General features: G+C 71.3%; 21 protein-coding genes. All 21 read right to left on the reverse strand.

The genetic code is table 11. The annotated features are described in order from the left end of the window. Positions 1-44: 44 nt before the first annotated feature. Complete coding sequence (locus tag AB5J51_RS26950; RefSeq protein WP_369778834.1) at positions 45-467, reverse strand: minor capsid protein; 423 nt, start codon at positions 465-467, stop codon at positions 45-47. Continuing rightward, complete coding sequence (locus tag AB5J51_RS26955) at positions 460-813, reverse strand: hypothetical protein (protein WP_369778835.1); 354 nt, start codon at positions 811-813, stop codon at positions 460-462. Before AB5J51_RS26955 ends, AB5J51_RS26950 begins: the two co-directional genes overlap by 8 nt. Next, entirely contained in the window at positions 810-1,127 is a 318-nt protein-coding gene (locus tag AB5J51_RS26960) for a hypothetical protein (protein WP_369778836.1), read from the reverse strand. Before AB5J51_RS26960 ends, AB5J51_RS26955 begins: the two co-directional genes overlap by 4 nt. Next, a complete protein-coding gene (locus AB5J51_RS26965) occupies positions 1,124-1,540 on the reverse strand; it encodes a hypothetical protein (RefSeq protein WP_369778837.1) in 417 nt (138 codons plus the stop codon). The genes AB5J51_RS26960 and AB5J51_RS26965 overlap by 4 nt, the downstream gene beginning before the upstream one ends. Before the next feature lie 11 nt (positions 1,541-1,551). Beyond that, complete coding sequence (locus tag AB5J51_RS26970) at positions 1,552-2,058, reverse strand: hypothetical protein (RefSeq protein WP_369778838.1); 507 nt, start codon at positions 2,056-2,058, stop codon at positions 1,552-1,554. Beyond that, a complete protein-coding gene (locus AB5J51_RS26975) occupies positions 2,058-2,354 on the reverse strand; it encodes a hypothetical protein (protein ID WP_369778839.1) in 297 nt (98 codons plus the stop codon). The genes AB5J51_RS26970 and AB5J51_RS26975 overlap by 1 nt, the downstream gene beginning before the upstream one ends. A gap of 1 nt (position 2,355) precedes the next feature. After that, the gene (locus tag AB5J51_RS26980; RefSeq protein ID WP_369778840.1) at positions 2,356-2,721 is read right to left on the reverse strand and encodes a hypothetical protein; all 366 of its coding nucleotides are present in this window, start codon (positions 2,719-2,721) and stop codon (positions 2,356-2,358) included. Positions 2,722-2,735: 14 nt separating this feature from the next. Further along, complete coding sequence (locus tag AB5J51_RS26985; RefSeq protein WP_369778841.1) at positions 2,736-3,587, reverse strand: P22 coat protein - protein 5 domain protein; 852 nt, start codon at positions 3,585-3,587, stop codon at positions 2,736-2,738. Positions 3,588-3,605: 18 nt separating this feature from the next. Then, positions 3,606-4,343 (reverse strand): hypothetical protein, encoded by a 738-nt coding sequence (locus AB5J51_RS26990; RefSeq protein WP_369778842.1) that lies wholly within the window; start codon positions 4,341-4,343, stop codon positions 3,606-3,608. 52 nt (positions 4,344-4,395) lie between these two features. Continuing rightward, positions 4,396-5,544, reverse strand: a complete 1,149-nt coding sequence (locus AB5J51_RS26995) for a phage minor capsid protein (protein ID WP_369778843.1) — start codon at positions 5,542-5,544, stop codon at positions 4,396-4,398. Continuing rightward, entirely contained in the window at positions 5,544-7,115 is a 1,572-nt protein-coding gene (locus tag AB5J51_RS27000; protein ID WP_369778844.1) for a phage portal protein, read from the reverse strand. Before AB5J51_RS27000 ends, AB5J51_RS26995 begins: the two co-directional genes overlap by 1 nt. Continuing rightward, complete coding sequence (locus AB5J51_RS27005) at positions 7,115-8,383, reverse strand: PBSX family phage terminase large subunit (RefSeq protein WP_369780321.1); 1,269 nt, start codon at positions 8,381-8,383, stop codon at positions 7,115-7,117. The genes AB5J51_RS27000 and AB5J51_RS27005 overlap by 1 nt, the downstream gene beginning before the upstream one ends. Continuing rightward, a complete protein-coding gene (locus AB5J51_RS27010; protein ID WP_369778845.1) occupies positions 8,373-8,930 on the reverse strand; it encodes a hypothetical protein in 558 nt (185 codons plus the stop codon). The genes AB5J51_RS27005 and AB5J51_RS27010 overlap by 11 nt, the downstream gene beginning before the upstream one ends. A 91-nt stretch (positions 8,931-9,021) precedes the next feature. After that, positions 9,022-9,471, reverse strand: a complete 450-nt coding sequence (locus tag AB5J51_RS27015) for a hypothetical protein (protein WP_369778846.1) — start codon at positions 9,469-9,471, stop codon at positions 9,022-9,024. A gap of 271 nt (positions 9,472-9,742) precedes the next feature. Continuing rightward, positions 9,743-9,952, reverse strand: a complete 210-nt coding sequence (locus tag AB5J51_RS27020; protein ID WP_369778847.1) for a hypothetical protein — start codon at positions 9,950-9,952, stop codon at positions 9,743-9,745. A gap of 8 nt (positions 9,953-9,960) precedes the next feature. Continuing rightward, positions 9,961-10,083 (reverse strand): hypothetical protein, encoded by a 123-nt coding sequence (locus tag AB5J51_RS27025; RefSeq protein ID WP_369778848.1) that lies wholly within the window; start codon positions 10,081-10,083, stop codon positions 9,961-9,963. A gap of 10 nt (positions 10,084-10,093) precedes the next feature. Beyond that, positions 10,094-10,693 (reverse strand): hypothetical protein, encoded by a 600-nt coding sequence (locus tag AB5J51_RS27030; protein ID WP_369778849.1) that lies wholly within the window; start codon positions 10,691-10,693, stop codon positions 10,094-10,096. Then, complete coding sequence (locus tag AB5J51_RS27035; RefSeq protein WP_369778850.1) at positions 10,690-11,193, reverse strand: hypothetical protein; 504 nt, start codon at positions 11,191-11,193, stop codon at positions 10,690-10,692. Before AB5J51_RS27035 ends, AB5J51_RS27030 begins: the two co-directional genes overlap by 4 nt. After that, complete coding sequence (locus AB5J51_RS27040) at positions 11,190-11,570, reverse strand: helix-turn-helix domain-containing protein (RefSeq protein ID WP_369778851.1); 381 nt, start codon at positions 11,568-11,570, stop codon at positions 11,190-11,192. Before AB5J51_RS27040 ends, AB5J51_RS27035 begins: the two co-directional genes overlap by 4 nt. Further along, positions 11,567-11,851: a hypothetical protein gene (locus AB5J51_RS27045; RefSeq protein ID WP_369778852.1), complete on the reverse strand. Its 285-nt coding sequence runs from the start codon at positions 11,849-11,851 to the stop codon at positions 11,567-11,569. The genes AB5J51_RS27040 and AB5J51_RS27045 overlap by 4 nt, the downstream gene beginning before the upstream one ends. Next, a complete protein-coding gene (locus AB5J51_RS27050) occupies positions 11,848-12,228 on the reverse strand; it encodes a hypothetical protein (RefSeq protein WP_369778853.1) in 381 nt (126 codons plus the stop codon). The genes AB5J51_RS27045 and AB5J51_RS27050 overlap by 4 nt, the downstream gene beginning before the upstream one ends. Positions 12,229-12,285 lie beyond the last annotated feature (57 nt).

A 12,285-nucleotide genomic window follows, 5' to 3' on the forward strand; every position in this document is an offset into this window, starting at 1 on the left:
GGAGCCCGCTCGGCAGCGCCGGCGGGCTGAAAGGGTGGGGTGGGTCAGACGCGGTGCGCGGTCACGCTGCGGACCTGCATCCGCAGGTTGCAGACGTGCTCGTGGCGCCGGTTCTCGTCGGTGCCGATGCTCGCGACAGCGGCATTCGCGCGCGCGAGCAGCAGATAGGTGCCGTCGGGGAGGGTGGTCTCGCCGAGGCCGTGCAGCTCGGAGCGGATCGCCTCGCAGCGCTGCCGCGACACCCGCGGGTCAGTGGTGCCGCGGACCCGCACCTGCACCGGGACGTCGTCGTAGCCGATCTGACTGTCGGCCTCGGCGCCGTCGTCGTAAATCGTCAGGACGACGCAGACGTCCGGGGTGGACGGCAGAGCCTCGAGGAACAGGTCGCCGGCGGTTCCGGTCGGGTCGTACACGCCGAGGCCCTGCCCGGCCAGATACCGGGCGAGGCCGTCAAGGAGGTCAGCCACGCAGCCACCTCCGCAGGGACACCGCCATCAGCGCGAGCATGATGTCCTTGTCCCGGTTGTAGGGGATCTCCAGGTACTTCGCGCTCCGGCCCGGCTTGTGCTTCCAGGTCAGCTCTTCATGCTGCCGGCGGGCGTACACCGTGTCGTAGGTCACGAAGCCGTTCATCCCGGCCCGGACGACCCTCCCGGACCGTTCGAGCGTCCCCTCATCGAGCGGGACCAGCTTGCGGGACTCGGCGAGGAGGTGCTCCAGAGCTTTTTGGAGGCCCTCCTCCGCTGCCGCGCGACCGCGGGTGGTGGCGCCGAGGCGGCCGCCCTCCCACCGCATCCGTACGTACTGGCTCACGTGAGGGTCACCTCCCGGTGGTCCGGGGTCGGCAGCCCGCCGCCGTCATGCAGTGCGGAGGTGATGACGGATGCCGTCCGGCCGGTGTGGGTCGTCACCCTGCTTTCAGGAGGGCAGTCCTGGGTGGGGAGCAGGTAGACGGTCGTGCTGGACACGACCTCCTCGCCGTCCCGGTTCCGGACTGTGCGTACCTTCTCCTCGACGAAGGCCCGCGCGGTGACCGGGGCCGCGTACAGCGGGCTGTAGGCGGAGTCCCCGATGTACGCCTCGATGGTGACCGTGTGCCGGAGCAGCCAGCCCGGAATCGTGCTCACCAGGCCACCGCCCCGATCTGGATGCGGTCCGGGGTGAGGTCCGGGGCCCGGAGCGCGTCCCACACTGCGGGGGCGATCTGCCGGGCCGGGGAGTCGTCGCCGGACACCGCGGTCACGGACCGGCTCAGGGTGACCGAGCCGATCTGTACGGAGCCGTATCCGACGCCGGCCGCCCCGGTGATGTCGCCGACCTCGATGCCCCATTGAGCCTGCGCGCACACCGCGTCAGCGAACGCCGCGGCAACCACCGTGTCGGTGGGGAGCCCGGCGTCGGACACGGTGTACGCGCACAGCCGGAACACCTGCGCGTCGAGGAACTGCGAGGCCCGGGCGAGCCGGTAGTCGATGTCGGGCGGGGCGGTGGCGCCGGTGTACGTCTCGTACTGGTCGGCGGTGGCGTAGATGCGGGCCACGTGGCCACCTCCTACGCGCTGGAGCCGATGATCACGATGTCGTACGTCACCGACGTGCTGCCCGCGCTGTTGGCGATCTTCAGGATGTCGCCGGTGCCCGCAGTGACCGCATACGTCGTGGCGTCCGCCGCGCCCGCGAACAGCGCCAGGCCGGCGCCCGGGCGGAGCGTGATGGTCCCGGTCGCGTTGAGCGCCGTGATCCACGGGTTCGTACCCGCCCCGACCACTACGTTGTTGGTGTTCGCCGCGGCCGCCGAGATGACGATCGCCTTGATCTTCGCGAACGTCAGCGTCGCCCCGTAGATGTCCACGAGGCTGCCCGCAAGGTCGATATCCTCCGTCGCGGACGCGGCGAGCGTACGGGTGTCGGCGAACCTGAGGTCGGCCTTGCCGGCGCCGGTCCCCGACGCGAGATACGCGCCGTACCGCTTGGACAGGTTGTCCGCCGCGGTCGAGAGGTCGGCGGTCTTGGTGTAGATCCCATCGACTGTGACGCCGATCGTGCTGGTCAGAGCCATCAGGACTCACCTCCGTAGGCGTCGATCAGGTCCTGCTTGGTCATGGCCTCGGCCTCGTCGGCATCGGCGCCGTTCGCGATGGCCCAGCCCACCCACAGGGCCTTGGCTGCGGACTGGGGCGGCTGCTCGACCGGAGGGGCGACCGTTTCCGGGCCGCCCTCCTCGTACGGGCTGCCGTCTTCGTTGACGCGGCGCAGGTGGCCCTTGGCCAGCCGCTCCGCGATGCCCTCGGGGAGCGGCAGGTCCATCGCGTGGATCCCGCCGCCCTCCCCGAGAATGTGGATCGTCTCGGCCATGTCAGGTGTTCCTCGGCACTCGGAACGCGGTCATGGTCATCGCGACGGACGTCTCGACGATCAGGGACCCGTCGGACTGGAGGAACCGGCCGGACTCGAACGGGCCGATCCACTGCGTGCCGCTGTTGGCGACGGTCACAGCCAGGTTGCCCTGGCCGGACGCGATGGCCAGCGGCTGCGTGCCCGCGAGCACGGTGGCCGTGCCGGAGCCGCCGGACGCGTTGGACAGACGCAGAAGGGTCAGCTCCGGCCGGGCTGCGGACACCTGCCCGCCGTTGCCGGCGCCCGACGATACGGCCGTGCCGGCCGGGTCGGAGAGGTTGGAGTTGGAGACGAGGGTGCTGTACGCGACAGCGGTGCGTGCCATGGTCAGTTCTCCGATCAGGTCTGCGAGGCCAGCGCGGTGGCGATGGCGTCGGGGCGGACGACCTTGGCGCCGTACAGGGTCAGGCCCTTGATGGCGTCGGAGAAACTGTTCTCCGGGCGGTAGGCCTCGGTCTTGTTGATCTGCTCCGCGAAGCTGATCGCGGTGCTGTTGCCGGCCTGCACGACGTAGTCGTCGCCGGTGGGGTTGGGGGCGTTGTTCGAGACGACGATGTCGAAGCCAGCGGCGCGGCCGACCATGCCGTTGCGCAGGCCCTCGCTGGTGCCGGAGGCGTCGACACGGATGAACCGGTCGTCGCGGAGCGCGCGGCCGTGCAGCCAGGGCGGGATGACGCAGTAGCGGCCCGCGGCGGGCACGTTGGCCTCGTCGAGCTTCACCTTCAGCGGTACGAGGATGCTGTCATAGAACGAGGTCGGGCTGGCGGTCGTGACCGCGACGGTGCCGAGCTGGTTCGCGGACTGTGCCTGCGTGTAAAGGCCGGCGACGTACTGGTCCACGACGTCGGCGAGGGCGTAGGCGGCCTCGCTCATGCCCTGGGTCATGACGTTGCCGCGGGCCTGCCGGGCGTCGACGTCATCGACCTTGAACGCGAAGTACTTCGCCTGGTCGATGGTCAGGGTGCGCTGCGCGTCGGTCAGCTCTTCGGGGGTGATGGTGGTCGAGTTCGGCACGTAGGTGCCGATCGTCGGCCGGGAGATCGAGGTGATGCGGACCGTATCTCCGGCCTCGCTGATCTCGCCTTCGTAGTCGCGGTTCACGATGCCGGGGCCTGCGTAGACCAGGGACTTGCGCAGGGCCACGAGGAGCCTGGCGGACCAGATCTCCGGGCGGAAACGAACGATGGCCACGGGGGCCCTCCTTGGGAGTTAGCCGCCCAGCAGGTTCCGCAGGAGCCCCTTGTCCTGGGCTTCTACGATCTGCTCGGCGGTCATGCGGGAGAGGTCGTCCTCGGTCAGCTGCCGAGGGTCGGAGCCGCCTCCACCGGAGAGGTCAGCGCCACCGCGTGCCGGTCCGGCCGGGGTCGCGGAGAGGATCGGGTTGGCGGCGACGGCCGCCTTGGCCGCGGCCACCAGGGCTGCGGAGTCTGTGGGGTCGATGTCCTTGACGGACTGGAGGAAGGACATCGAGTCGCGGAGCGCGGCGGGGTTGGCGCCGTGCTCGGCTGCGGTCTCGTAGAGGGCGGCGCGGACGAGGGCGTCGCGGCGCTCGGTCTGCGCGGCGGTCAAGCTGGCCTGGAGGGCGTCCGCGTCGGGCTTGTCGCCGAGCTGGATACCGGCGGCCTTCAGCTGGTCGAGGAGGCCGGTGTAGCGGGCGTCCTGGGCCTGCTCGGACTCACGGAGCTTGGTCCGCCAGGACGCGTTCTCCTTGCGGAGGTTGTCGACGTACGCGGCGTCGTACATCCGTGGCTGGTCCCCGGCGGGCGGCGTGCCTCCGCCTCCGTCGCCGGCCGGGGCGCCGTCACCGGTCCCGCCGTCGCCGCCGCTGGCAGATCCGGAGCCGGCGCCGTCCCCTCCGTCGGCATAGAAGACCGGGGAGAAAGGGGTGCGGCCGTAGGGGTGCGTCCAGCCGGGCGCGGGCGTACGGGCGAGGGTGCGGATGCGCATGGGGTGCCCTCCTGGGGCGGTGGGGGCCCGCACCGGGCGGGCCATGGGGTGTTCAGCGCGCGCGGCCGATCTGCTCGCGCGCCGACTTGCGGTCGATGTGCTCGTGCGCTGCGACGTGGGCCCGGGCGGCGGCCTGCCACTCGCGGACCTTCGCGGCGGCCTTGCGGCGGGCCACGTCGTCTATCGCGGCGGCCTGCGCCCGCTTCCAGCGGCGGATGTGCCGCTCGATGGCACGCTGGCGCTGCGTGTCGGCGTAGCTGGTGCCCGGGGTCGCGTGGTGCGGCGGCCGGGTCGTCACGCCAGGCAGGTACAGGGACAGGGAGTGCCGGCAGTTGGGGTGGAACAGGCCCGCCGCGCGCGCTTCCGGCAGGCTGCCCGCGATGTGCACGGCGACGGTCTCCGGGGGCCGGAGCAGGCCGCGCAGTCCGCTCGGCTGGACGGCGTGCTCGGTGCGCACTGTGCGGGGGCCGGGCGGGCCTTGCAGGGACAGGACTTCGCCCTCCCACTGCGCGCAGAGCGGGCACTCCAGCGGGGCATCCGAGACGATGACGAGCCCCTGGCCGACTTCGGCCATGGCGTCGATGTGGCCCTCGATCGCGGCCCGCGCGGTGACGGAGCGGACGGCCATCTCGGCGTAGGCGGCCATCTCCCAGGGTCGGCCGGCGGAGTCGACGAACCCGGTGACTCCGCGGCGTGCGAACTCGTCGAGGGCCCGCTGGCTGGCCTCGCGGCGGGTGATGCCGGTCAGCAGCTGCGTTCCGGCGGCGCGGGAGGAGACGCCCCGGAAGACGTCGAGGACGGCGCGGGTGATGCGCTGGTACAGCGGGCGGGTGTCGTCGGCGTACGACGCGGCCAGCCGGTCCACGGCCGGCGCATTGGGCAGGACCCGGCGGGCATGGAGTTCGCGGCCGATGTCGAGCGCGCCGAGCTCGGCCACCGCGGCCTGTCGGCCCCGCCCGTAGGCGGTCGCGAGGGCCTCGGCGACGCGCCCGTTGGCGTCACGCTGAAGTGCGCGCGCGACCGTCTCGACAGCTTGCCGCAGGTCCCCGATCGACCTCAGCTTGATCTCGGCCCAGCGGGGGCTGTCGATGCCCTCGGCGAGGGCTTCGCGGAGCTTGGTGATCAGGGCCAGCTCGGCGTCCTCGTACAGCATGGTGATCGCTGCGGCGAGGTCCTCGGCCATGGCGGGGGAGACGGGCATCAGGCCGCCCCCCCACCACCAAATCCGGGCGCGCCTGGCCCTTCGGCGCCAGTCGCCACCGGGTCGGACAGCATCCGACCGGACTCCGCCAGGATCTTGTCCGCCTCGGCGGTGATCTGCGCGTCCTCCCAGTCCGGATGCTGCATGCGCACCAGGGTCTCGGTGGACGCCGCTTCGCCGCGGCGCAGCAGCTCCACCGTGGTCGCGATGGTCTGCGGGTCCTCCGAGACGCTGTCTCCGAACTCGATCTCGGGGCGCTGCGGGGTCACTGTGGAGCCGAACACCGCCTTGTCGATGGCCAGGAGTGTCTCGATGGCCTCGGCCAGCGCCGGCCGCCAGTACACGATCTTCCGGTTGCGGGTCGTGAACGACTGCCGCTCGCGGGCGACGACCTCGGTCGCGGTGACCGCGGTCTGGCCCTGCTCGCCGAAGGACTGCGCGCTGTAGCCGGCCGTGCGGAGGATCTGCTCGACCAGGTCCTGCGCGGTGTCGCGGTGCTCGGCCACTCGGATCGCGAACTGCACCGGGGTGATCATCGCGGAGTCGCCGGAGCGGGGCAGCAGGTTCAGGTCGGAGTAGATTTGGCGGTCCGCGTCGAAGGTGGAGCCCTGGCCGGGGCCGGCCGACTCCAGGTACGCCCTCGGCACGATGATGCGGGCCTTGCCGAGGTGGACGTCCCGCATCCACGACGAGTACACCTCGTCGAGCGCATCGAGCAGCGGCTCGGCGCCCGCGATGTCCGGGCGGCCGAGGTGAGCGGCGGCGGGGATGCCGCGCCAGATTCGGTTGGGCCGCATGTTCGGCACGTAGGTGGCCGTGAGCTGCTTGATCCCGGTGGGGATCGCGTCACCGTCCGGCCCCAGGACGGCGGCCAGCCCGGCTGTGGCCGGCTGGTCGGTCAGCGGGATGCGTACGCCGAGCTCGTCGCGGGTGCCCTGGTAGAGGCCGTGCAGGATGAACCCGGGCTCATGCCGCTCCAGGTGCCGGACGACGTGGTCGCCGTCGGCCTCCAGGATCCGCCAGAACGTGACCGCCGCCAGCCGTCCCCACTGCCACTCGGGGACGGCGTGACTGGCGGGGTGCACGTCGAGCCAGGGCGCCGGGTACAGGGTGCGGTCCCACACGGTCCGCAGGTACACACCGCCGAGCGCGCAGGCCAGTTCGGCCGCCTCCAGGAGAGTGCCGTGCAGGCCGTCGTCGACGAGGTCGTCGAGGCGGTCGTTCGTGGCCTTGTCCTCGCTGCTCACGGTGGGCGGCTCGGAGAACAGCAGCGCTGACCCGGTGGTGGCGATGTCCGAGGCGAGCGGGACGTGCAGCTTGGACCGGCGCTCGCCGGGAGGCGTCGACGAGCCCCAGAACCAGCGGGACACCGCGCGACCGACGCGACCGCGGAGCCCGCCCCGTTCGGAGGCGTAAAACCCGGTGCCGCCGGGGTCGGTGCCGACCTGCCCGCCGTAGATGGAGGACAGGACGTCCGGGTCGCCGCAGTACCAGGCGTCCCACACTGCGGTCTTGTCGCGTACCGCGTCGAGCTCGGCCGGCGGCCACGGGCCACCCGAGGGCAGAGCCATCACGCCACCTCCAGCAGGGTCGGAATGTGCGGCCGCCACAGGGCCTCGGTCGTGCGGACGCCGTAGCGGAGCGCGTCACAGGAGTGGTCGTCCAGCTTGATCGGGGCGTCCTCGCCCTTCTCGGCCTTGTCGTCGTCCCAGGAGTAGCCCGGGATCTCCTCGATCAGGCCGCGCGCGGATGCGTGGATCCGGAGCCGGTCCCCAGCGAACAGCGAGCCCACCGTGCGGATCCCGTCCAGCACAGCGTTGTCGGCCGGGGTGACGCCGGAGACACCGTCGCGGTGCAGCTGCTCGATGTACGAGGCGGCGGAGGGGTCCACGACGGTCCATTCGGGGCGGACGCCGAGGACGTTGGTCTGCGGGTGCGGTACGCCCTGGAGCCAGGCCCGGCGGGCTGCGCTGTACTCCGCGTCGGTCTTCTTCCGGCGCTCGGCGCGGGAGTCCCACCGGTACTCGGAGACCACGTACAGGCGGTTGTCGGTGCCGAGGCCGATCAGGAGGTCGGAGTAGGGGTTGGTGGTGCCGTAGTCGATGGCGTCGCACAGCCAGCGGGTGATGTGCGGAACGTCGGTGACGACGTGGCGGGCCTCGTCGAAGCTGTCGTAAATCGCGCCCTCGGCCTGGACCCAGTGGCCGAGGATGTTCCGCCGGTAGAACAGGCCGGTGTACGTGCTCTTCAGGGCCGAGACGTAGGCCGGGTCCAGGAACGGGTTGTCATCAAGGCGGAAATGCCACGTCCGCAGCCGGGTCTCGGCGGCGCGGCGGAGGTAGTCCCGCTTCACCCAGTGCCCCGGGTTGTCGGGGTTGGTGGTGGCGAAGATCTGGGCGCCGGGGACGGAGCAGCGGGCGACGAGCTGGTCGAAGAAGGGCTTCGGCAGGGTGGTCAGCTCGTCGGCGTAGCCGCCGGCGCAGGTCATGCCGCGGATCTTCGGCTCGGCCTTGGCGTCGTTCGCGCCGAGGACGTGCACGGCCCGGCCGAGAATGTATGCGATGGCCGCGCCGTTGGTGTACTTGACCTGCTGGGCCAGCTCGCCGAACAGGTCGGGGTTCATGAGCGGGGCGATGATGTTGCGGTACAGGCTGTCGCGGGTTCGGCCGACCATGACGAGTTCACCGCCGGTCGGCGCGTCTGCGACGTAGCAGAGCCAGCGGATCAGGCTGGCAATCGTCTTCCCGGAGCGGACCGAGCCCTCCCACAAGTTGATGCGGGCCGTGCTCTGGACGATGGACAGGAGCTGCTTACGGGACAGCGGCAGGTCATCCGGGATCTCCACCTTCCGCCTCCTCGCCGCTGTATGGCTCCGCCTCCTTGGCCACTTCGGCGAGGCCCTTGAACAGCCGGCCGAGCATCGAGCGGGCGTCGGCTGCGCCGGAGTCCTCGGCAGGCGGGACCAGCCGGACGGACTGTGCGGCGGCGGTCGCGGCGGCGGCCATGAGGGCCCGCTTGTCGGCGGCGAGCGGTTCGTCGATGTCCCGGGAGTTGTAGGTGTGGTCCTTGCCGCCGAAGGAGTGGATCCTCGTCGGCTCCCAGACCTGCGCGGAGAGGCGTAGCGCGTCGTCGGTGAGGGCGTCGGCGAGGATGACCCTCTTCTCTTCCAGGTCGGCTTTGCGGGCGCGCGTGGCTTCTTCGGTCTGGGACCGCTCGAACGACAGGTGCATGCGGGCGGCGTAGACGCTGATGGTGCGAGTCCCGCGGTCCATGCGGCGCGCGATCTCGTTGCGGCCGAGGCCCTCGCCGTGCAACCGCCGAAGGGTGTCGAGTTCCTCGGGGGTGAGCTGGCCGCCGGTGTTCTGGTTGGCGCCGACTGCGGCCATGGGGTCACCTCCGGGGGAACATGCCGCCGCCCGGGGGCTCGACCGCGGGCCCTCGTCCGCGGGAGACCGCCGGGCGGCGGGGTTGGTGGGGTTAGCAGCCGTCGTAGTGCCAGGCGCCGGCCTCGCGGGTCCAGGGCTGCTGGCTCTGGTTGAGCTTGGGCACCAGGTAGGTGTAGCTGACTCGGGCCATGTCGCCGGCGAGCTGGTCGATAGTGAGGGTCTGGAGTTCCTGCCTGCCGTACCCCTTGGCCGCGGTGTCGACGACGATGGCGAACACGTCCTCGTCGCCCGCCTTGGTTTGGCAGCGCTTCGAGAGCAGCGCGTATGCAGCCTTGCCGTCGGGCTGGAAGTACGCCGCGGAGTAGGCGCGCACGGCCTTGTCGAGGGCGGCGCGTTCGGGGTCGATGCGCGGTGAGGGCGAGGTGGCCGGTGCGGGGGCGTCGGCCGGCTTGTCGGCGGCGGGCTTGGAGTCGCTGGAGCAGCCGGTGAGGGTGAGCAGGGCGGCGGCGGCGAGCGCGGCGGCGAGGTGGTGTCTGTGCATCAGGCCATGGTGGGCTCCGGGCGGCGCGGTGGCGGGGGGAGTGACGTACCCGTGACATGCGAATGCCCCGCTCGTTGGCGGGGCTTCGGTGTCCGGGCATGCCGGATCTGCGGCCCATGATGGGGCACTGTGGCCGGTTTTGCAACTGGGTGCAGAAGAGCCCCGCCGGTGTCGGAGCACGGGCGGGGCTCTTCAGTGGGTGGCCCCACCATCAGCGATGGCTCACGCTACGCCCGGGATGGCTGGAACAACACCCCCGTGCGTGGCTGAATCACAGCTTGTTGGGCTGGATGTCGAAGGAGACCACGACCCCAGTGGCAGTCTCCGGGGCGCGCTGCCTGATCTCCTCGCGAACCTGGTTGAACATGTCGAACCGTGTTGCGCTGGGCCGTGGGGTGATCGTGCCCTGGTACGACCCAGCGCGGCCGCCAGGGATCATCATGACCATGATCCAGAAGTGTGAGCCCTGCTGCGTCGTCATGCCGCCCATCATCCCTTCTTCGGCGCGGGCTTGGGCTGCTCTGGCTGCTTCTGCGTCGCGGCCTGCTGCTGCGTCTGTTCGTTGCGCTGCCGGAGCTCGCTGATCGAAATGGCGGTCTTGAACACGCCCATGGCGGGTCTCCTACGGGGTCTTGGTGACGGTGTACGTGCGGAGCTCGGACGGGACGCGGACGACGGCTCCGGCGTGGCCGATGGCTTCTACACGCAACCCCTCCCCGACCCCTTCCGGCTGACCGTTGTCGGCGTTGGCGTTGGCCGTTGAGCTGCACAAACAACCCTCAGAAGGGGTGCCGCTCCTGGCTCCGGGAAGGGGCGGCACATCGGCGTGATGAACCCCGGGCCCATTGCGGCCGCCCGCGCGTACCCCCGTGCGGATCGGGATCCCGACGGCGGCGAGCAGGGCGCGGACGGCCTTGGTATCGGGGAGCCCGGCCGCTTGCTGAAGCTGGGTGAGGCGGACGTGTTCCCCTCCCGCGGCGAGGTCCTGGAGCACGGCGACGATGTTGACGGGCTTGTCGTCCGGCTGCTCGCCGTTCCGGCGTGCGGCAACCCATGTGCGGGCCTTGCGTATGCCGGCCGCGGTAAGGAGCCCGGTGACGTAATAGGCGGTCTCCGGTACGGCGTAGGCCACGCATCCGGCGCCGGTGAGGGCGACGGCGAGGACGCAGCCGCCCGCGGCCCGGCTACCGCCCTCGGCCGGGGGCTGCTCGGCGGGGGTCACGAGATCATCCCGGTGAGCCAGACCCCGGTCAGGTTCGCGGCGGAAGCGAGCGGGACGGCCGCGTACCTGGCGATGCTCCCGGTCAGGCCGAGACCGATGCCGGAGAGCCAGCCGCGCCACTTTGACCCGGTGGCGCCGCGTCGGCGGCGGGCGATGAAACCGGCGAGGACGAGCACGGTCATGAACAGGCCGCCCTCGGTGAGCGGGGCGCTGGTGGAGCCGGGGGCTGTGCCGCTCTGGGCGCCAACGCCGTAGATGAGGAGCCCGTCACCGAAGGCACCAAGACCCCAGAGGGCGAAGTCGCCAAGGAAGCCGACGATGCCGCCTACGACCATGACGGTGAGAGCGCCGATGCCCCAGCAGAGGAGGAAGGGAAGGAGCTCGCCGAGCTGGGGAAGCGGCTGTGACTGGAGCGCCTTGATGCCGGGGTACCAGACGGCGATCTCCCAGACGAGGAAGATCAGGCCGAAGAGAACGGCCCCGAGGGTGGGAGTGATCACGACGCTCCTCGTGACGCATGGTCGGCCAGTGTGGCCGGGTAGTAGTCGGCGAATGCGCCAGCCTGGCTCACTAGCTGAGCCGCGGCGGCTCGGAGGGCGTCGCCCCAGCGCCGGGCTGTCTCGTCGTCGGCCATGGTGTAGGCCGGCCTGGCTGCCTCAACGGCCTGAGCTGCGGCAACGGCCTGAGCCACTGCGGTTTCAGCCTGAGCCACCCTGAGCGCCAGGCGTTCCCGCTGGGTCGGGGGCGTGGCGAGGATGCGAGCCACGGTGGCTCGGGAGAGCTCCAGTTGGCGGGCAATCTCGCGGTGGGATGAGCCAGCCTGGCTCATCTGGAACACGGGGATGCGCCGGGCGGTCACCTCGGCCGGGCTGGTCATCGGCCAGCCTGCGCGATGTCGATCAGGATGAGCGCGTACTCGCCGCGCGTCTGGCCGGGTCGCGGCACGGGCGCGTGCTGGAGGACCTGCCGGGTATGGGCGGCGCCAGTCGCGGTGTCCTGGCCGTACCAGCGGTTGGCGTGGCTGGAGGCGAGGTAGAGGCGGGACGCCTCGATCATGACGTCGGCGGGGCGCGACACGCGGAGGTACTTGGCGATGTCGAGGAGGAGCCGGCGGCACGTCTCGGTGGGCGCATCGGTCTGGTTCGGGCGGGCGCTCATCGCAGACCAGCCGGGGCGCCGAGTGCCTGGATGACGGGCAGGGTGAGCGCGTAGGCCTCGCTGGCCGGGGTCCACTCGGTGAACGCCTGCACCGTGCCGAGTCCGGGGATCCGCGTGGTGAGGGTGATCTCGATGGCGGTGTACGAGATGTTGTCGACCGCCCGCTCGACCTGCTGGGCGGTCACCGCGCCGCCGCCGACGTGGGTGTAGGCGTCCTGGAGCTCGCGGACGGACCAGAGGCTGATGCGGAGCGGGGTCTCGCCGTGCTCGGGGTGAATGTCGAGGGTCCCGGGCAGTCCGAGGGCGCGGCGGGCGCGGCGGGCGAGGAGGGCGCGGGCACTGTCGCGGCGGCCGAGCGGGCGGATACGGTTGGTCATGGCTGTCCCCTGTTCGTGCAGGTGGATGGCTGGCCCCGGTCGGGCTCTCACACACCG

This window comes from Streptomyces sp. R33 (genome assembly GCF_041200175.1).
Taxonomy (GTDB): domain Bacteria; phylum Actinomycetota; class Actinomycetes; order Streptomycetales; family Streptomycetaceae; genus Streptomyces; species Streptomyces katrae_B.

Excerpts from the sequence above, each read along its gene's own strand:
- AB5J51_RS27015 (WP_369778846.1), bottom strand. The coding sequence starts at position 9,471 with ATGCACAGACACCACCTCGCCGCCGCGCTCGCCGCCGCCGCCCTGCTC.
- AB5J51_RS26975 (WP_369778839.1), bottom strand. The coding sequence starts at position 2,354 with ATGGCCGAGACGATCCACATTCTCGGGGAGGGCGGCGGGATCCACGCG.
- AB5J51_RS27010 (WP_369778845.1), bottom strand. The coding sequence starts at position 8,930 with ATGGCCGCAGTCGGCGCCAACCAGAACACCGGCGGCCAGCTCACCCCC.
- AB5J51_RS26995 (WP_369778843.1), bottom strand. The coding sequence starts at position 5,544 with ATGCCCGTCTCCCCCGCCATGGCCGAGGACCTCGCCGCAGCGATCACC.
- AB5J51_RS26980 (WP_369778840.1), bottom strand. The coding sequence starts at position 2,721 with ATGGCACGCACCGCTGTCGCGTACAGCACCCTCGTCTCCAACTCCAAC.
- AB5J51_RS27040 (WP_369778851.1), bottom strand. The coding sequence starts at position 11,570 with ATGACCAGCCCGGCCGAGGTGACCGCCCGGCGCATCCCCGTGTTCCAG.
- AB5J51_RS27050 (WP_369778853.1), bottom strand. The coding sequence starts at position 12,228 with ATGACCAACCGTATCCGCCCGCTCGGCCGCCGCGACAGTGCCCGCGCC.
- AB5J51_RS27025 (WP_369778848.1), bottom strand. The coding sequence starts at position 10,083 with ATGGGCGTGTTCAAGACCGCCATTTCGATCAGCGAGCTCCGGCAGCGC.
- AB5J51_RS26970 (WP_369778838.1), bottom strand. The coding sequence starts at position 2,058 with ATGGCTCTGACCAGCACGATCGGCGTCACAGTCGATGGGATCTACACC.
- AB5J51_RS27045 (WP_369778852.1), bottom strand. The coding sequence starts at position 11,851 with ATGAGCGCCCGCCCGAACCAGACCGATGCGCCCACCGAGACGTGCCGC.
- AB5J51_RS26990 (WP_369778842.1), bottom strand. The coding sequence starts at position 4,343 with ATGCGCATCCGCACCCTCGCCCGTACGCCCGCGCCCGGCTGGACGCAC.
- AB5J51_RS27020 (WP_369778847.1), bottom strand. The coding sequence starts at position 9,952 with ATGACGACGCAGCAGGGCTCACACTTCTGGATCATGGTCATGATGATC.
- AB5J51_RS27000 (WP_369778844.1), bottom strand. The coding sequence starts at position 7,115 with ATGGCTCTGCCCTCGGGTGGCCCGTGGCCGCCGGCCGAGCTCGACGCG.